The following is a 17,037-nucleotide window of genomic DNA, read 5'->3' on the forward strand; positions in this document are numbered from 1 at the left end:
TTGCCGGTCGTGCTGGTCATCTTCGACGGGCTGGGCGATCGCCCCATCCCGGAACTCGGGGGGCGCACTCCCGCCGAGGCGGCCCACACCCCGCACCTTGATGCCCTGGCCCACGACGGCGCTTCCGGATGGCACTTGCCTTTCGGATGGGGGCGAGCGCCGGCCTCGGAACTGGCCCACTGGGCGATGTTTGGCTACGCCACGGTGCCCTTCCCCGGTCGCGCCGTGCTGGAAGCACTCGGCGCCGGACTCGACATCGCCCGCGACTGCGCGGTCACCCACGCGGCGCTGCGCACCTCGCGCCGCGACGGCAACCGCCTGTGGATCACCGGACGAGCCCGGGTCGACGACGACGCCGACATCGCGGCCCTGTTGAGCGGCCTCGGGCCGGTGCTCGCCGAGCACGGGATGAGCCTGCAACGCCACGGCAAGACCGGCGAAGCGCTGCTGACCGCCCCCGCTCACGGGTGTGCGCAGGTGACTGACTCGGATCCGCTGTTCGAGAACTTCCACCCCTGGATGCAGCCGATTCCGACCAGCGCGGAGGGATCGGCCTTCGCTGAAGCGCTCACCGCGGCATTACAGGCAGCACACCGCTACCTGCTCGCCAGCGACATCAATGCCGCGCGGGAACGCCGCGGGCTGCCCGCGTTGGACGTGCTCACGACGAAGTGGTCCGGCCGCTACGGCGACATTCCCTCGTTCGTCGAGCAGGTCGGCGTCGCCGGTGCCGCGGTCACCAGCACGCGCCTGTACCGCGGGATCGCCACAGCCCTGGACATGGCCTCGGTTCACCTGTCCTCGGCCGACGACCCAGCCTGCGACATCGCGGCCCGGCTCGAAACCGCTGACGACCTCGTTGCGTCCGGTGCCCGCTTCGTGCACGTCCATACCAAGGCCACCGATGAGGCCGGCCACACCAAACAACCCCATGCCAAACGTGACGTCCTGGAAGCGCTCGACCGGGGCCTGGCCGGCCTGGCCTCCTTGGCCGAGCGGGCGATCGTCGCGGTGACCGGCGACCACGCCACACCCTCCACTCACGGGGTGATGCACACAGCCGACCCGACCCCGTTGCTCGTGGCCGGCCCAACGGTCCGACCGGACACCGTCACCGAATGGGGAGAACTGCCTGCCCGGCACGGCTGGTGGGGCAACGTCCGCGCAGACGAACTGCTACCGCTGCTCCTGGGCCAGGCCAACCGGCCGGTCTTCCTCGGCCACCGCATCACCACCCGACCGGTGATCGGACTCGCCGACGCACCACGCCCGATGCCAGTCACCGAGGACGGCTCATGACCAGCCGGCGTCGACCCCGGTGGCAAGCCCGCCACAGGTCCCCCGCTCTGGCACACCTGGTCACCATCGGGTGCCGGATCGGTTCCATCACCGCATTTCTTCACACCGGAAGTCGGTGACAACGCAGTTGCGGGGGGTCGGAGCAGCATGGGCACGCTTTCGATCAATGAAGGACCTGCCACGGCGGGCTGCCTGAGGCTCGGCAACCCATTGCCAGGCCGGTGCTCATTCCACCGCCGCCAACACTGTTCCTGGCTGGTGGTGCTGGCGAATGTGGCGGGTCAGGGCGCGGGCTCGTGTTGAGCCGATGCTGAGCTTTCGGCGGAGGGTGTCGGCTGAGATCGGACGTTGATATAGGTTCCAGTGTTCGGCGTCGAGCCGGTATGCCTCCTCGCGCAGCGGATCATCATCCTCACCGGACGCTGTCTCCTGGACGGCGCCCGCACTGTTGGCGCTGTGAACAGGCATGTTGTTCTCCACTGTGCGCAGCGCTGGCACATCCTCGGCCTCCTCGGGAGCCTTCAGCGGCTGGCTGGCATCGCCCGAGTCCGTCGAGTTCGGGTGCGCTGACGGGCTCTCGTCGGATTCATGAACGGCCTCCCTTACTGTCTCCGTGCGGTGCCGCTTGAGTGCCTGATTGAGCAGTTCCACCGAGAGCAGCAGTGCCAGGGGTGGGCAGGCGGCTACGGCGATGGCGAAGTTGTTCAGTTCGGGTGCGGAGGCGATGTTGGCGCACAGCGACAGCCCGATGCCGAGGGTGAATGACAGCCATGCCTTCCACTGCCCGGTGGTCCGGTGGTGGCCGGTTTTCCACAGTTCGATGGTCGCCATCGTCAACAAGCCGTCGACGATGAGCGGCCAGAGGGTGGCGGTCGTCTCGTCGGCGCCGAACCGGAGGGCGAATTCGCGGCCGTGTCGGTAGGAGACATAGGCCGCGCCAACAGCTACAAGGAGTGTGCAAGCGCACTGCAGATGCAGTGATCGATCGGGGGCGGGACTCGACGGGGATGGTCGGTTGTTCATCGGGCGTCACCCGCCCGAGGCTGTCCCTGGGTGTTGCGGATCGGGACGTCGCGCTCGTGTAGGCGTTGGCGGACGGTGCCGGCGGCGACGTCCATGCGTGCGGCGATCCTGGCCAGTGACCACCCCTGGTTGTAGAGCCGCATTGCGCCGTCGATCTGCTTCTCGGACAGGCCGCGGCGGCGCATCGGGACGCCGTGGCGGTGGAGGATCGTGCTGACGGTGCGGCGCTCGATGCCGAACTGATCACCCAGCTCGTAGACGGTGGCGCCGGACTTGTAGCCCTCGATCAGTCGCTGCACTTGGTCGTCGGGGAGTCGCCGGGTGCGGCCGGGCTTTGCCCGCTTCGGTATCGGTTGGGACGGTGTAGCCAGGTCCGGCAGCTTCATTCGCAGTGTTTCCAAGGCGCTGACCTGGTCCTTTGTGTTCGAGTAAGCTCCCCCAACCTCCACGCAGTAGGAGGCTCGTGCTCGCGGAGGGCGCGAGCCTTTTTGCGTTCCGCGTATTAGTTGCGGGGGCCGAGCCCCCGCAGTCCCCCACGGTGCGGTGGTCGCTCTCCGTTGGCTCCGTGTTTTGGGGTGGTTGTCGGCTTGGTTGCGGACTAGCGGTTGGGTGTTCGCGTGAGGTTCGGTGGGCTTCTCGCAGTAGGAGGCTCGTGCTCGCGGAGGGCGCGGGCCTTTTTTGCGTTTCGTGTATTAGTTGCGGGGGCCGAGCCCCCGCAGGCCCCCACGGTGCGGTGGCTGCTTTTGTCGGGCTCCTCCCGGCGGGTGGTGTTCCCGGCCTGGGTTCTGACCAGCAGTTCTGTGTTCGAGTGGGCTCCTGCAATCTTCTCGCTGTGGGAGGCTCGTGCTCGCGGAGGGCGCGGGCCTTTTTTGCGTTTCGTGTATTAGTTGCGGGGGCCGAGCCCCCGCAGGCCCCTACGGTGCGGTGGCTGCTTTTGTCGGCTCCTCCCGGCGGGTGGTGTTCCCGGCCTGGGCTCTGAATAGCGGTTCTGTGTTCGAGTGGGCTCGTGCAAACTCCACCGATTTAGTCATGGTGCGAACCGCTCCTTTCGAGGCCGTTTCCGCGGCTGAGGCGGGAGCGGCTTCTTCGTTGTGTCGGGGTTGGGGATGCGGAAGAGCCCCGACTCGATGCGGCGACGCGTGGCGATCACCACGTCCGCCTCAGCGGCATCCGAGACGACTTGGTCCGGCCCTGGGTCTACGTTTGCCAGGTGGCCGGAGTCGCTCGACGACCTGCTTCAGGTGCGCTCTTACCGGGCCAGCGCGCTGGCCGCGCACGGCTCCGCCACGTGTGGTGCGGAACCGCAATCCCACCGATCCCCGTCCACCAGCGCGCAGGGGCGTGCGTCGCGAGACCGGAGGAACGCCGACCATGACCCTCATCGGCATCGAAGAGCACTGGATGCTGCCCGAACTGACCTCCGCCCTAAAGGCCGTACCGCAGCCGGACGAGAGTCTCCACTTCAACGAGCGGGGCGATGTGGGCGAGCGGCTTGAAGACCTCGGAGCCGGCCGGATCGCCACCATGGACGCCCAGGGCATCGACCTGGCCGTCCTCGCTCTCACCCCTCCGGGAACGCAGGCGCTGCCCCCGGCGGAGGCGGTCGCGCTCAGCCGCTTGGCGAACGACACCGCCACCGAAGCCGTCCGCACCCGCCCGACGCGCTTCCGGTCGCTGTCGACCCTGCCGATCTCCTCCCCCGGCCACGTCGCCACCGAACTCGAACGCGCCGCAGCCCAGGGCCACGTGGGAACCATGGTCTATGGGCGGTCTGGCGACCGGTTCCTCGACGATCCCGCCTACGAGGACTTCTTCGCCGCCGCAGCCGACCTGCGCCAGCCGGTCTTCATCCACCCGCAGATCCCCTCCGAGGAATTGCGCGATGCCGCCTACCGGGGCTTCGACCCCATGACCGACCTGGGGCTGGCCACCTTCGGCTGGGGTTGGCACCTGGAGGCGGCGACCGCTGCGCTGCGGCTCATCCTGCGCGGCACCTTCGACCGCCACCCCGACCTGCAGATCGTGCTGGGTCACTGGGGCGAACTGCTGCCCTTCTGGCTCGACCGCGCCGACAGCCTTTCCCGCCTCGCCGGCCTCGATCGCCCGATCTCCGACTACGTCCGGACCAACGTCTTTCTCACGGCCTCGGGAATGCTCAACCCCGCTCTGCTGCACCACGCCCTGACGGTGACGACCACCGACCGGCTGATCTTCTCCACTGACTACCCCTTCCAGCAGCCCACCCGGGCGGAGATCGACACCTTCTTCGGCCACCTCCCCACCGACCGGCACAAAGTTCGCTCGGCCAACGCCGCCGCCCTCTTGGGCATCGACACCGCGGCCTGACCGACCTCGCAGTCGGCGAACCAGCCGCTCGCTAAGAGAGATCAGTTCCGCATCTCGTCGTGGCTGAACAGCGGAAAGGGCGTGCCGGAGCGGGCCGTCAGCAGCCGCCGCCGCGCGTTCACGACAGCGGGCCCCGGCCGGCCCAGGTCCAGGCGTAGGCGCCGTCGTCGGCGGCACGGCCGGCCTCGCCGAGTTCCAGCGGGCGGAAGGTGTCGACCATGACGGCGAGTTCGTCGAAGCGTTCGGTGCCGATGCTGCGTTCGTAGGCTCCGGGCTGCGGGCCGTGCGAATGCCCGCCGGGGTGCAGCGATATCGAGCCTTGGCCGATCCCGGAACCCTTGCGCGCGCCGTAGTCGCCACCGCAGTAGAACATCACCTCGTCGCTGTCCACATTGGAGTGGTAGTACGGCACCGGGATGGAAAGCGGGTGGTAGTCCACCTTGCGCGGGACGAAGTTGCACACCACGAAGTTCGCGCCCTCGAACACCTGGTGCACCGGCGGCGGCTGGTGCACCCGCCCGGTGATCGGCTCGAAGTCGGCGACGTTGAACGTGTACGGGTACAGGCACCCGTCCCAGCCGACCACGTCGAACGGGTGCTGCGGGTACACGTACCGGGTTCCGATCGGTGCGTCACCGCGGCCGCGGTGCTTGACCAGCACTTCCACGTCGGTGCCCGCTGCCAGCAGCGGGGCGGTCGGGCCGTGCAGGTCGCGCTCGCAGTACGGCGAGTGCTCCAGGAACTGCCCGTACCGCGACAGGTACCGCGCGGCCGGGGCGATGTGGCTGTTCGCCTCGATGCAGTAGGCGCGCAGCGGCTCGTCGCCCTGCGGGATCCAGCGGTGCGTCGTCGCGCGCGGCAGCAGGACGTAGTCGCCGCCACCCGCCCGCAACTCGCCGAACACGGTTTCCACGACGGCATCGCCGGACTCGAGGTAAACGCACTCGTCGCCGATGGCGTTGCGGTACAGCGGCGAAGCCTCCCCGGCCGCCACGTAGGAGATCCGCACGTCGCCGTTGCCGAGCACGAGCCGCCGCCCGGTCACGACGTCGCGGGCCTTCCACTCCCGATCGTCGAACAGCTCGTGCAGCTTCAGGTGCCGCGGCTTCAGCGGATGGTTGGCCACCGTGGACTGATCGGGCAGTTCCCACGGGGTCGCGTCGACGATCGCCGAGGGGATTTCGCGGTGGTACAGCAACGATGAATCCGAGGAGAAGCCTTCCTCGCCCATCAGTTCCTCGAAGTACAACGTGCCTTCGGCGCTGCGGTGCTGGGTGTGCCGCTTCGGTGGCACCTCACCGATTCGGCGGTAGTACACCATGCTGCGCTCCCTCCGGTTCCTGCGAATCGACACTCGCACGAGCAGCCAGTCGGACTCCGCGTTGCACATCTCGAAACGCGATGCGCGAATCCGACTATCCGGCGGTCGTGCGGCGACTGTCAATTCGCCGCAGCGAGCCGCGATCAGCCGACCGCGATCAGCCGACCGCGAGCACCACGTCCGAAAGCACCCGCGAGTCGCGCTCCACGACGGAGGACTCCGCGACGAGGCTGCCGCCCTCGTCCCAGATCCGGGTCCGGATCGTCTCGCCGGGGAAGACCACGCCGGTGAACCGCGCGGCGAAGGACGAGACCCGCTCCGCCTCGCCGCCCAGCGCGTTGTCCACCACGGCCTTGCACACCACGCCGTAGGTGCACAGGCCGTGCAAGATCGGCTGCGGATAGCCCGCCGCCTCGGCGAACGCGGGGTCGGCGTGCAGCGGATTCCGATCGCCGCAGAGGCGGTAGAGCAACGCCTGCTGCGGCTGGGTGACCGAGTCCGCGACGATGTCCGGCTCGCGCTCCGGCGGCTGCACGCGGTGCGACGGCCCGCGCTCACCGCCGAATCCGCCTTCGCCGTGGGCGAAGATCGACGAGCGGGTGGTGCACAGCGCTTCGCCGTCCACGGTCAGCGTGCTCTCCTGCACGATCACCGCGGCCTTGCCCTTGTCCTGCACATCCGCGATGCGGGTGGTCGAGCGTCCGCGGCCGGCTGTCGGGATGGGGCGGTGCACGGTGATCTCCTGCCCGCCGTGCAGCACCTTCGCCAGGTCGATCTCGACACCGGGGAAGGAGACCGCGGGCGGCTCGGACTGCCGCAGGTTCGGCGCGACGACCGCGAACGTGGGCAGCACCCGCAGGTCCCGCTCGTAGGCGTAGCGCAGCTCGCCGGGGTCGGTCGGCGGATCTCCGGCTCCGAGGGCCAGGTGGTAGAGCAGCACGTCGGAGGAATCCCACTCGACGTCCTGGGTGGCCACCGTCGCCCCGATGGCGACGTCCGGATCGATCGGCATCTGGCGTCCTTTCGCAGTGCGTTTTCCGGCGGTGCGGGAGAATTCGCGCGCCGAGTCGCCGAGCCGAAGAACCGACGACCCTGAGCCCGTTCATTCGTAGCTGACGTGCACCTCGTCGGTGACGGGCAGCGCTTGGCAGGCGAGCACGATGCCCTCGTCGAGGTCTTCCTGCTCGAGGATGTCGTTCTGCTGCATGGCGACCTCGCCGCTGTTGATCCGGCACGCGCACGCGCTGCACGCGCCCTGCCTGCACGAGAACGGCGCGTCGATGCCGCGTTCCAGCAGCAGGTCCAGCAGGCGCTGCTGCCGCGGCCAGGTGATCCGGTGCTGCTCCCCGTCGATGTCGACCTCGACGGTCGCGGCGTCCTCGCCGGAGGCTTCGACCGGCTCCGGCGCGTCCTCGAACGGATTCTGCTCCAGGGACAGGAATTTCTCGACGTGCACCTTGTTCGTGCTCACGGCTTTGAGCGCCTGGGTAGCGATGTCCATGAAGGCCGCCGGTCCGCACACGAACGTCTCGTAGTCCGCGAACGGCTCGGCGAGCGCTTGCAGCGCCGACGCCTCCGGCAGCCCTTGCACCGCCTCCAGCCAGTGCACGACGGTCAGCCGCCCGGGATGCCGCGCGGCCAGGTCCCGCAACGCATCCGCGAAGATCACGGACCTCTCGTCCCGGTTCGCGTAGACCAGCACGACCCGGCCGTCGCCGCGCGCGAGCGCCGACCGCACGATGGACATGATCGGCGTGATCCCGCTGCCGCCCGCGAACAGCAGGAAGTCCCCGTCCAGCGACTTCGGCGTGAACACCCCCGCGGGCGGCAGAACCTCCACAGTGGACCCAGCGGTGATGTTGTCGCACAACCAGTTGGAGCCGTGCCCGCCGTCGACCCGCTTGACCGTGACGCGCAGCGCGCCGTCGGTGTGCGGGGAACTCGACAGCGAGTAGCAGCGGGCCACCGACCCGCCCCGGTCGTCCGGGACCCGCAGGGTCAGGAACTGGCCGGGTGCGTAGCTGAACGCCTCGTCGGCGTCCTCGGGAACCGCGAACACCAGTGAACGGGCGTCCGCGGTCTCCTCGACGACCTCGTCGACCTTCAGCCGATGGGATTCGGGGGTCCGTGGTGCGGACATGAACACTCCCAGGATCTGTTTCATCAGCGGCCAAGCCGCTCGCGGTGGGAGACGCCGGTGGCACGCAGTCGGTGAACGGACCGTTCGTCCCGCTGGATTGGTCGAACGGTCCGTTCGCTCATCTCGTTTCGGAGTCGGGGGCGTGTGCCGACTGGTTGACGCTGGCCGACAGGTCCGGACAGCCGTCGACGTGCGCGGTGTTGCCGCCGGGGGCGTGGGTGGTCAGTTCGGGGCAGTTCTCGACGGCTTCGGCGGTCCACTGGATGCTGGTGTGGTCGGGGCTGTTCTTCTTCGCCAGCACGCAGGAGCCGCACCGCGCGCACTCCACCGGGCGCAGCCCGCCTTCCAGCTGCTCGCGGCGGTCCGCGGCGGTGCGCTCCCGCAGCCGCGCCCGCACCTCCGGCCGGTCGTCGAAGGACGGCGCCTTGGCCCAGCTGTCCGCAGCCACGCTCACGCCCCGTCCGTGGATTGCGCCGCGCGGCGGGCGAGGTTGTCGGCGACCTCCTGCTCCCACGCCTTGTTCGCCCGCGTGGTGTCCACTTCGAACTCGAACCGGCCGGTCATGTCCTCGGTGACGTCGGCGACGTCCACGTAGAACTGCTCGTACCAGCGGCGCAGCTGGTAGACCGGGCCGTCCTCCTCGCACAGCAGCGGGTTGTCGATGCGCGTCTTGTGCCGCCAGATCTCGACGTCCTGCAGGAAGCCGACGCTGGTGTTCTCCGAGATCTTGTGCGCGATCTTGTCCGCCTGCCGGTCGTTGAGCCCGGGCAGCTTCTTCGCCAGCACGCCCCACATCAGCACGAACGAGTTCGAGGTGACCGGGTAGTGGCAGTTGATCAGGATCGTCTCGATCGTGGTGCCGTTGTGCTCGTTCCACAGCCGGTCGATCATGTACGACGGCCCGTAGTAGGAAGCCTCCGAGCGGCCGAGGTTGTCCTCACCCGCGTAGTTCGACTCGTTGTTGCCGACGTCCGGGCGTCCCTTGGTGTTCAGGTACTGCGTCGCGATGTGGCCGTCGAAGACGTTCTTGAAGTACGTCGGGAAGGCGTAGTGCACGTAGAAGAAGTGCGCCATGTCCACCACGTTGTCGATGATCTCGCGGCAGTTGGAGCCCTCGATGAGCTCGGAGTTCCAGCTCCAATTGCTCCACTCGTCGGAGAACACCTCGGGCAGCTCCGGGATCGTGATCTCCGGCGGCGGCGGATTGCCCTCCGGGTCGTTCCACACGAACAGCTGCGTGTTGCGCTCCATGCAGGTCCACGCCTGGGTGCGGGCGCGCAGCGGAACCCGCTTGGCGTACGGGATGCCCGCGCAGCGGCCGTCGCCCGACCAGCGCCAGTCGTGGAACGGGCAGGCCACCGCGTTGTCCTTGATCGTGCCCTGGCTGAGGTCGCCGCCCATGTGCCTGCAGTAGGCGTCGAGCACGTTCAGCTCGCCGTCGCTGGATTGGAAGACCACCAGCTTCGTGCCGAACACCTCGACGGAGTGCGGTTTGCCGTCCTTGAATGGTTCGGACAGCCCCAGGCAGTGCCAGCCCCGGGCGAACCTGGTCGGCGGGGTGCCGACGTCGATGGTCCGCACGTCGCTGTGGCCGTTGTGCTCCGGCTGAGTCATCGCTGTCTCCTCCGTCCGCCCCCCAACGGGGCTCGATGCGGTTCTCGTCAGCTCGGTCATTCGGGTTGCCGTGCGGCCGGCTGCGCCGCCATGTGCAGCGCGGCCAGGTAGCCGAAGGTCATGGCGGGGCCGAGCGTGGCTCCCGGCCCCGCGTAGGTGCGGCCCATCACCGCGGCGCTGGCGTTGCCCGCCGCGTACAGACCGGGGATCGGGGTGTCGTCGTCGCGCAGCACCCGCGCGTGCACGTCCATGCGCAGGCCGCCCTTGGTGCCCAAGTCTCCGGGAACGATCTTCACGGCGTAGAACGGCGGCACTTCCAGCGGAGCCAGGCACGGGTTGGGGCGGTTGCGCGGGTCGCCGTAGTAGTGGTCGTAGGCGCTGCGGCCGCGGTGGAACTCGGTGTCCTCGCCGCTGCGGGCGAAGCCGTTGAACCGGTCCACGGTGCCGCGCAGGGTCTCGGCGGGCAGGTCGATCTTGCGGGCGAGTTCTTCGACAGTGCCCGCCCGGCGCACCGCTCCCGCGTCGTACCAGCGCCGGGGCAGCGGTTGCCGCGGCCCGAGTCCGGCGAACACGTAGCGGTTGCGGTAGCGCTGGTCGGCGATCAGCCAGGTCGGCATGTTCCGCGCGGGCCCGTCGCCGTCGCCGTACATCGCGTGCACCGCGTCCACGTACGGCGCTGCTTCGTTGACGAACCGCTGCCCGTCGCCGTTGACCAGGATGCATCCCGGCAGGGTGCGTTCGGCCAGGCAGAACCACGGGCCGCCGGTGAGCGGGATGGACGGTCCCCACCAGGCGTCATCCATCAGGTCGATCGAGGCGCCGATCGCCTGCGCGGCCTGGATCGCGTCGCCGGTGTTGGCCTTCGCGCCGACCGTCCACTGGGTACCGATCGGTTCGCGCTGGTGCTGCTTGCGCATGACCTCGTTGTGCTCGAAACCGCCGGCCGCGAGCACCACGCCGCTGCGCGCGTGCAGTGTGGTGCGTTCGCCCGCGCGGTCCACGACGACGCCGGTCACGCGGCCTTCGTCGTCCTGGACCAGGTCGAGCAGCGGGGTGTTCAGCCACAGCGGCACCTGCTCGTTGCGCAGTCCGACGCGCAGCCCGGCGGCGAGCGCTTGCCCGCGCACCAGCAGCCGTTTCCGCATCAGCTGCGCGAAGGCCCAGCGCAGTCCCACCCGGACACCGCGCAGCACGCCGCGCGGATGCCGGGCGAGCAGGTTCACCCAGCGGAAATCGGCCTGGGTGACCACGAAGTTCGGTGGTGCCTTGGTGAAGTCCGGTTCCAGCTCGGCGAGATCCTGCCCGAGCACGCGCCCGTCCAGCGGAGCGGGCTCGATGGACCTCCCGCCGGGACGGCCGCCGGGCGCCTCCGGGTAGTAGTCGGAGTATCCCGGCACCCACCGCATCCGCAGCGGAGTGCGCCGCAGCACCGTCGCGAGCATTTCCGGTCCGTGCTCCAGGAAAGCCCTGCGCAGCTCGGCGGGCGCGGTGCTGCCCACGATGTGGTCGAGGTAGGCGGTGGCGTCGTCGGTGGTGTCCTCGATGCCTGCGCGCGCGAGCACGTGGTTGTTCGGCACCCACAGCCCGCCGCCGGAGCGGGCGGTGGATCCGCCGTAGCGGGCGGCCTTCTCCACCACCACGGCGCGCAAGCCCTGCCGCGCGGCGGTGATCGCCGCGGACAGCCCGGCTGCGCCGCTGCCTACGACCACGACGTCGAACCGGTGGTCCGGCGTCTCCGGGGCGGCTGCGCTCATGGCACCTCCATCGCAGTTGTTATTGAAACATGTTATAGTTCTTGGGCGGGATGGCGCTATGGTGTGTCGCAGAAACTTGGATTCGGCCCGGTCGGACGACGATGAGAACCTGTTCCAATCGGTGCTGACGAGGGGCGCCGCCGCAGCCGTCCCCGGCCGCTGCGGCACGGAGTCGGGAGGCGATGTGCTCACGAGTGAACAGCGCGACGGGCTCGCGCAGCGGCTGTGGTGCGCCGAGCGCGACCGGGCGCCGATCGCCCCGCTGATCGATGCGCACCCCGAGCTGACCGCGGTGGACGCCTACGAGATCCAGCTCGGCAACATCCGCCGCCGGCTGTCGGCGACCGAGGTGGTCGGGCACAAGGTCGGCCTGTCCTCACCGGTGATGCAGCGGATGATGGGCGTGGACGAGCCCGACTACGGCCACCTGCTCGCGGACATGCGGCTAACCGAGGACCGGCCGGTCGACGCGGGCCGCTACTGCCATCCGCGGGTCGAGGTCGAGGTCGGCTTCCTGCTCGGCGCGGACCTGCCGGGCGAGTCCTGCACCGAGCAGGACGTGCTGGACCGGACCGAGGCGCTCGTCCCCGCCATCGAACTCATCGACAGCCGGATCGCGGACTGGCGGATCAGCCTGCCCGACACCATCGCCGACAACGCGTCCTCGGCCGGATTCGTGCTGGGGCAGGAGCGGATTCGTCCGGACGAGGTCGATCCGCGCGCGATCGACGCGGTGCTGTGCCGGGACGGCGAGCAGATCGCCGCGGGCAGTTCGGACGCCGTGCTCGGCAACCCGGCGACCGCGGTGGCGTGGCTGGCGCGCAAGGTCGCGAGTTTCGGCGTCCGGCTGTGGGCGGGCAACGTCGTGCTGCCCGGCTCGTGCACCCGCGCGGTCGATGTTTCCGCAGGCCAACGGTTCGCTGCGGAGTTCAGCGCGGACGGTCGGCGGTTGGGCGAGGTTTCCGTGTCGTTCGTGTGACCGGGCCGGCGAGGTTCCGGGCAAGCGAGGTTCCGGACCAGCGAGATTCAGCGAGGTTTCGAGGAGCGCAGATGAGTGCGAGGAAAGCGACCGCGGCGATCGTCGGATCCGGCAACATCGGGACCGACCTGCTCTACAAGCTGCACCGGTCCGGGCTGGTCGAGCCGCGTTGGATGATCGGCATCGACCCGGCCAGCGAAGGGCTCCGCCGCGCAGCCGAGCTCGGCGTGCACACCAGCGCCGCCGGGGTGGACTGGCTGCTCGACCAGGACGAGCGGCCCGACCTGGTCTTCGAGGCGACGTCGGCGTCGGTGCACCGCGCGAACGCGCCCCGCTACGCCGCCGCCGGGATCCGGGCGATCGACCTGACTCCGGCGTCGGTGGGGCCGTCGGTGATCCCGCCGGTGAACATCGGTGCGCACCTGGACGCGCCGAACCTGAACCTGATCACCTGCGGCGGGCAGGCGACGATTCCGATGGTGCACGCGGTTTCCCGGGTCGCACCGGTCAGCTACGCCGAGATCGTCGCCTCGGTGGCGTCGGTCTCCGCCGGTCCGGGCACCCGCGCGAACATCGACGAGTTCACCAAGACCACCAGCGCCGGCATCGAGACCATCGGCGGTGCGCAGCGCGGCAAGGCGATCATCGTGCTGAACCCCGCCGACCCGCCGATGATCATGCGCGACACCATCTTCTGCGCCATCCCGCCGGGTTCGGACACCGACGCGGTCGGCGAGTCGATCACCCGGATGGCCGGTGAGATCGCGGAGTACGTGCCCGGCTACCGGTTGCTGGCGGAGCCCCAGTTCGACGCCGCCGCGGACCACACCCGGGTCGCCACGTTCGTCGAAGTCGCTGGTGCGGGCGACTTCTTGCCGCCGTACTCCGGAAATCTCGACATCATGACCGCCGCGGCCGTGCGCGTGGGCGAAGGACTGGCCCGCGCGGGCGCGCTCGACACCGAAGGGGAGCGAGTCCCGTGACCGAACTGCCCAGGACGTACTCCGATTCCCTCGACCTGCGCGTGACCGACACTTCGCTGCGCGACGGCTCGCACCACAAGCGCCACCAGTTCACCGCCGACGAGGTCCGCGGCATCGTCACCGCGCTGGACGGCGCCGGGGTGCCGGTGATCGAGGTGACGCACGGCGACGGGCTCGGCGGCTCGTCGTTCAACTACGGATTCTCGCGCACGCCGGAACAAGAGCTGATCGAGCTGGCAGTGCGCACCGCGCGCAACGCGAAGATCGCGTTCCTGATGCTGCCCGGTGTGGGCGTGCTCGACGACATCGCCGCGGCGCAGGACAACGGCGCCTCGGTGTGCCGGATCGCCACGCACTGCACGGAAGCCGATGTGTCGGTGCAGCACTTCCAGCTCGCCCGGGAGCGCGGCCTGGAAACCGTGGGCTTCCTGATGATGGCGCACTCGCAGCCGCCGGAGGTGCTGGCCAAGCAGGCCCGGGTGATGGTCGACGCGGGCTGCCAGTGCGTGTACGCGGTGGACTCCGCTGGTGCGCTGGTGCTGGAGCAGGTGTCCGACCGGGTTTCGGCGATCGTGGCCGAGGTCGGTGGCGAGGCGCAGGTGGGCTTCCACGGGCACGAGAACCTCGGTGTCGGTGTGGCGAACTCGATCGCGGCGGCGCGGGCGGGTGCCGTGCAGATCGACGGCAGCGCGCGCCGATTCGGCGCAGGCGCGGGAAATACGCCGGTCGAGGCGTTCGTCGGGGTTTGCGACAAGCTGGGCATCCGCACCGGTGTGGACTTCTTCGCGATGGCCGAGGCCGCCGAGCAGGTGGTGCGTCCGGCGATGCCGCAGGAATGCCTGCTGGACCGGTCGGCGCTGATGATGGGCTATGCGGGCGTGTATTCGAGCTTCCTCAAGCACGCCGAGCAGCAGGCCGAGCGCTACGGCGTCGATGCCGCGGCGCTGCTGGTGCGCGCCGGTGAGCGCAACCTCGTCGGCGGCCAGGAGGACCAGCTCATCCAGCTGGCCCTGGAGCTGCGCGCCGAATCCTGACGCTGCCCGCTGGCGCCTCGGAGTGCGGGGCCGCTCGCCCCGCGAGGTTGGTCGCAGGAGTCCTTCACTCGCGAGTTCGCGACGGTGGCGCGGCGCGGCTGTCGACAAAAACGAGAACAAGTTCTAGTGTTGGAGCAGCGTCGTGATCCGCGGAGGAGTGGTTCGACGACGGTGGTTCCGCTTCGGTCCATCGATTCATCGGCAGAACGAGTTGCACGCCGTGCTCGCGCCGTGCACGAGGAAACGGGAGCGCATGGATGAGTGACCAGGACGGCCGGCAGGTCATCGACCGGGTGCGGCAGTTGCTCCCGGATCTGCGCGAACGCGCGCAGAAGGCGGAGGACGCCCGCAAGGTCCCCGAGGAGTCGATCGAGGCGCTGCAGCAGACCGGCTTCTTCAAGCTGCTGCAACCGGCCCGCTACGGCGGCGCCGAAGCCGACCCGGTCGACTTCTACACCGCGGTCAAGCTGATCGGCAGCGCGTGCGGCTCGACGGGTTGGGTCGCCTCCATCATCGGGGTGCACCCCTGGCACCTCGCGCTGTTCCCGCAGCAGGCGCAGGACGACGTGTGGGGCTCGGACTCCGACACGCTGGTCTCCTCGTCGTACGCGCCGATGGGCAAGGCGACGCTCGTCGACGGCGGGTACCGGTTGTCCGGGCGGTGGAGCTTCTCCTCCGGCTGCGACCACGCGCGGTGGGCGTTCGTCGGCGGGCCCGCCTACAACGCGGCGGGCGAGGCCGTGGACTTCTGCACCTACTTGTTGCCGCTGGGCGACTACCGCATCGACGACGTGTGGGACACCGTCGGCCTGCGCGGCAGCGGCAGCAACGACATCGTCGTGGACGACGTGTTCATCCCGGCGCACCGGGCGCTGAGCTTCATGGCCATGTCGAAGACGCAGTGCCCGGGGCACGAGGTGAACACCGCCCCGCTCTACAAACTCCCTTGGGGGACGGTGCATCCGACGACGATCACGGCTCCGATCGTCGGCATGGCCCAAGGTGCCTACGACGCGCACGTGGAGCACCAGGGCAAGCGGGTGCGAGCGGCTTACGCGGGCGAGCGGTCCAAAGAGGACCCGTTCGCGAAGGTGCGGATCGCCGAGGCGGCCAGCGAAATCGATGCCGCCTGGCTGCAGCTGACCCGCAACATCTCCGAGGAGCTGGAACTGCTGCGGGACGGGCAGGAAGTGCCGATGGCGCTGCGCCTGCGCGCCCGCCGCGACCAGGTCCGCGGCACCGCCAGGGCGATCGAGGCGATCGACCGGCTCTTCGAGAACTCCGGCGGCCGCGCGCTGGCCAACGGCACCCCGATCCAGCGGTTCTGGCGGGACGCGCACGCCGGCCGGGTGCACGCGGCCAACGATCCGGAACGCGCCTACACGATGTTCGGCACCGGCGAATTCGGCTTGCCGGTCAAGGACTCCATGGTGTGAGCCTAATGAGTATTGGAAAGTGGTTTGCGTAGCTGGTTGCGTGGCGGAACCTCAGACGCCTGCTCGCTGCGGGATCTCCTCCTGACGTAGCGCCCTACGCGGCGTCGGAGCTGTCCTCGCGAGCAGACGCCTGAGAACCCGCGGCGGTGCCGGTTGCTCAGGTGGTCGGCGCAAGCGGCTTCGCCGCTTCCTGAACAGAACTGAGTTCCGCCCGAACAGGTAGGAGGAACCGTGGCGACCGTCCACGACGAACCGGCCATCGATTACCGGTCCACCAGCCGCTCGGTCGAGCTGCCGTCCGGGCTGCGGCTGCACTACCACGAGGCCGGGACCGAGCACGCGACGACGGTGGTGATGCTGCACGGCGGCGGCCCGGGTGCCGCCGCCTGGAGCAACTTCAGCCGCAACTTCGCGGAGTTCGCGCAGCGGTTCCACGTGCTCGCGCCGGACCAGCCGGGCTTCGGCAGCTCCGGCAAACCCACCGAGCACGGCCAGTACTTCACCCACAGCGCATCGGCGCTGCACGAGCTGTTCGACGCGCTGGGCGTGGAAAAGGCTCACCTGCTGGGAAATTCGCTCGGCGGCGGGACGGCGGTCCGGTTCGCGCTGGACCACCCGGAACGGGCGGGCAGGCTGGTGCTGATGGGCCCGGGCGGGCTGAGCGTGAACCTGTTCGCGCCCGACCCGACCGAAGGGGTGCAGCGGCTCGCGGCGTTCGGCGGGGACCCGAGCAGGGAGAAGCTCGCCGAGTTCCTGCGAACGATGGTGTACGACCAGTCGCTGATCACCGACGATCTCATCGAGGAGCGCTACGCCAACGCGTCCGACCCGGAGGCGTTGGCGGCGATGCGCGCGATGGGCGCATCTTTCGCCCGCGCCGAGACCTATGAGCAGGGCTTGCTGTGGCGCGAGGCGTACCGCCTGCGCCAGCGGGTGCTGCTCGTGTGGGGCCGGGAGGACCGGGTGAACCCGCTGGACGGGGCGCTGCTGGCGCTGAAGATGATTCCGCGGGCGCAACTGCACGTGTTCGGCCGCTGCGGGCATTGGGCGCAGGTGGAGAAGTCCACCGAGTTCAACCGGATCACGCAGGACTTCTTGCTGGATTGAG

Annotated in this window: 15 protein-coding genes; 7 read left to right on the forward strand and 8 right to left on the reverse strand. The window is 69.4% G+C overall.

The genetic code is table 11. The features are described 5' to 3' along the window. Window positions 1-9 precede the first annotated feature (9 nt). A complete protein-coding gene (locus INP57_RS06675; RefSeq protein ID WP_307849956.1) occupies window positions 10-1,299 on the forward strand; it encodes an alkaline phosphatase family protein in 1,290 nt (429 codons plus the stop codon). A gap of 225 nt (window positions 1,300-1,524) precedes the next feature. Here INP57_RS06675 and INP57_RS06680 read toward each other — a convergent pair whose 3' ends face one another. After that, on the reverse strand, window positions 1,525-2,322 hold the full coding sequence (locus tag INP57_RS06680; protein ID WP_200069140.1) for a DUF2637 domain-containing protein: 798 nt from the start codon (window positions 2,320-2,322) through the stop codon (window positions 1,525-1,527). Further along, window positions 2,319-2,708 carry a helix-turn-helix domain containing protein gene (locus INP57_RS06685; protein WP_233626975.1) on the reverse strand — a complete coding sequence of 130 codons (390 nt, stop codon included), beginning with the start codon at window positions 2,706-2,708 and terminating at the stop codon, window positions 2,319-2,321. The genes INP57_RS06680 and INP57_RS06685 overlap by 4 nt, the downstream gene beginning before the upstream one ends. Before the next feature lie 985 nt (window positions 2,709-3,693). On the opposite strand from INP57_RS06685, the gene INP57_RS06690 reads away from it, so the two are divergent. After that, the gene (locus INP57_RS06690) at window positions 3,694-4,668 is read left to right on the forward strand and encodes an amidohydrolase family protein (RefSeq protein ID WP_200069142.1); all 975 of its coding nucleotides are present in this window, start codon (window positions 3,694-3,696) and stop codon (window positions 4,666-4,668) included. A gap of 118 nt (window positions 4,669-4,786) precedes the next feature. On the opposite strand, the gene INP57_RS06695 is transcribed toward INP57_RS06690, so the two are convergent. The 6 genes from INP57_RS06695 to kstD all read right to left on the reverse strand — a co-directional run bounded on the left by INP57_RS06695 (window position 4,787) and on the right by kstD (window position 11,497). Beyond that, window positions 4,787-5,989 (reverse strand): homogentisate 1,2-dioxygenase, encoded by a 1,203-nt coding sequence (locus INP57_RS06695; protein WP_200069143.1) that lies wholly within the window; start codon window positions 5,987-5,989, stop codon window positions 4,787-4,789. 157 nt (window positions 5,990-6,146) lie between these two features. After that, the gene (chsH3, locus tag INP57_RS06700; RefSeq protein WP_200069144.1) at window positions 6,147-7,001 is read right to left on the reverse strand and encodes an enoyl-CoA hydratase ChsH3; all 855 of its coding nucleotides are present in this window, start codon (window positions 6,999-7,001) and stop codon (window positions 6,147-6,149) included. Between the two features lie 90 nt (window positions 7,002-7,091). Then, the gene (locus tag INP57_RS06705; protein ID WP_200069145.1) at window positions 7,092-8,129 is read right to left on the reverse strand and encodes a ferredoxin--NADP reductase; all 1,038 of its coding nucleotides are present in this window, start codon (window positions 8,127-8,129) and stop codon (window positions 7,092-7,094) included. Between the two features lie 118 nt (window positions 8,130-8,247). Beyond that, a complete protein-coding gene (locus tag INP57_RS06710) occupies window positions 8,248-8,583 on the reverse strand; it encodes a hypothetical protein (protein WP_295144635.1) in 336 nt (111 codons plus the stop codon). After that, entirely contained in the window at window positions 8,580-9,743 is a 1,164-nt protein-coding gene (locus INP57_RS06715; protein ID WP_200069146.1) for a 3-ketosteroid-9-alpha-monooxygenase, oxygenase component, read from the reverse strand. Before INP57_RS06715 ends, INP57_RS06710 begins: the two co-directional genes overlap by 4 nt. A gap of 56 nt (window positions 9,744-9,799) precedes the next feature. Further along, entirely contained in the window at window positions 9,800-11,497 is a 1,698-nt protein-coding gene (gene kstD, locus INP57_RS06720; protein ID WP_200069147.1) for a 3-oxosteroid 1-dehydrogenase, read from the reverse strand. A 184-nt stretch (window positions 11,498-11,681) separates the two neighbouring features. Between kstD and INP57_RS06725 the strand changes: the two genes are divergently transcribed. From INP57_RS06725 to hsaD, 5 genes are all read left to right on the forward strand, one after another. Next, window positions 11,682-12,476: a 2-keto-4-pentenoate hydratase gene (locus tag INP57_RS06725; RefSeq protein ID WP_200069148.1), complete on the forward strand. Its 795-nt coding sequence runs from the start codon at window positions 11,682-11,684 to the stop codon at window positions 12,474-12,476. A gap of 71 nt (window positions 12,477-12,547) precedes the next feature. Beyond that, the gene (locus tag INP57_RS06730; RefSeq protein WP_200069149.1) at window positions 12,548-13,459 is read left to right on the forward strand and encodes an acetaldehyde dehydrogenase (acetylating); all 912 of its coding nucleotides are present in this window, start codon (window positions 12,548-12,550) and stop codon (window positions 13,457-13,459) included. After that, window positions 13,456-14,493: a 4-hydroxy-2-oxovalerate aldolase gene (dmpG, locus tag INP57_RS06735; RefSeq protein ID WP_200069150.1), complete on the forward strand. Its 1,038-nt coding sequence runs from the start codon at window positions 13,456-13,458 to the stop codon at window positions 14,491-14,493. Before INP57_RS06730 ends, dmpG begins: the two co-directional genes overlap by 4 nt. 257 nt (window positions 14,494-14,750) lie before the next feature. After that, window positions 14,751-15,929 carry a 3-hydroxy-9,10-secoandrosta-1,3,5(10)-triene-9,17-dione monooxygenase oxygenase subunit gene (hsaA, locus tag INP57_RS06740; RefSeq protein WP_200069151.1) on the forward strand — a complete coding sequence of 393 codons (1,179 nt, stop codon included), beginning with the start codon at window positions 14,751-14,753 and terminating at the stop codon, window positions 15,927-15,929. 258 nt (window positions 15,930-16,187) lie between these two features. Next, complete coding sequence (hsaD, locus tag INP57_RS06745; protein ID WP_200069398.1) at window positions 16,188-17,036, forward strand: 4,5:9,10-diseco-3-hydroxy-5,9,17-trioxoandrosta-1(10),2-diene-4-oate hydrolase; 849 nt, start codon at window positions 16,188-16,190, stop codon at window positions 17,034-17,036. The last annotated feature ends 1 nt before the right edge of the window (window position 17,037 follow it).

It is taken from the genome of Saccharopolyspora galaxeae, assembly GCF_016526145.1.
Lineage (GTDB): Bacteria > Actinomycetota > Actinomycetes > Mycobacteriales > Pseudonocardiaceae > Saccharopolyspora_C > Saccharopolyspora_C galaxeae.

Coding starts and splice junctions, on each gene's coding strand:
- INP57_RS06680 (WP_200069140.1), bottom strand. CDS start 2,322: ATGAACAACCGACCATCCCCGTCGAGTCCCGCCCCCGATCGATCACTG.
- INP57_RS06685 (WP_233626975.1), bottom strand. CDS start 2,708: ATGAAGCTGCCGGACCTGGCTACACCGTCCCAACCGATACCGAAGCGG.
- INP57_RS06690 (WP_200069142.1), top strand. CDS start 3,694: ATGACCCTCATCGGCATCGAAGAGCACTGGATGCTGCCCGAACTGACC.
- INP57_RS06695 (WP_200069143.1), bottom strand. CDS start 5,989: ATGGTGTACTACCGCCGAATCGGTGAGGTGCCACCGAAGCGGCACACC.
- chsH3 (WP_200069144.1), bottom strand. CDS start 7,001: ATGCCGATCGATCCGGACGTCGCCATCGGGGCGACGGTGGCCACCCAG.
- INP57_RS06705 (WP_200069145.1), bottom strand. CDS start 8,129: ATGTCCGCACCACGGACCCCCGAATCCCATCGGCTGAAGGTCGACGAG.
- INP57_RS06715 (WP_200069146.1), bottom strand. CDS start 9,743: ATGACTCAGCCGGAGCACAACGGCCACAGCGACGTGCGGACCATCGAC.
- kstD (WP_200069147.1), bottom strand. CDS start 11,497: ATGAGCGCAGCCGCCCCGGAGACGCCGGACCACCGGTTCGACGTCGTG.
- INP57_RS06730 (WP_200069149.1), top strand. CDS start 12,548: ATGAGTGCGAGGAAAGCGACCGCGGCGATCGTCGGATCCGGCAACATC.
- hsaA (WP_200069151.1), top strand. CDS start 14,751: ATGAGTGACCAGGACGGCCGGCAGGTCATCGACCGGGTGCGGCAGTTG.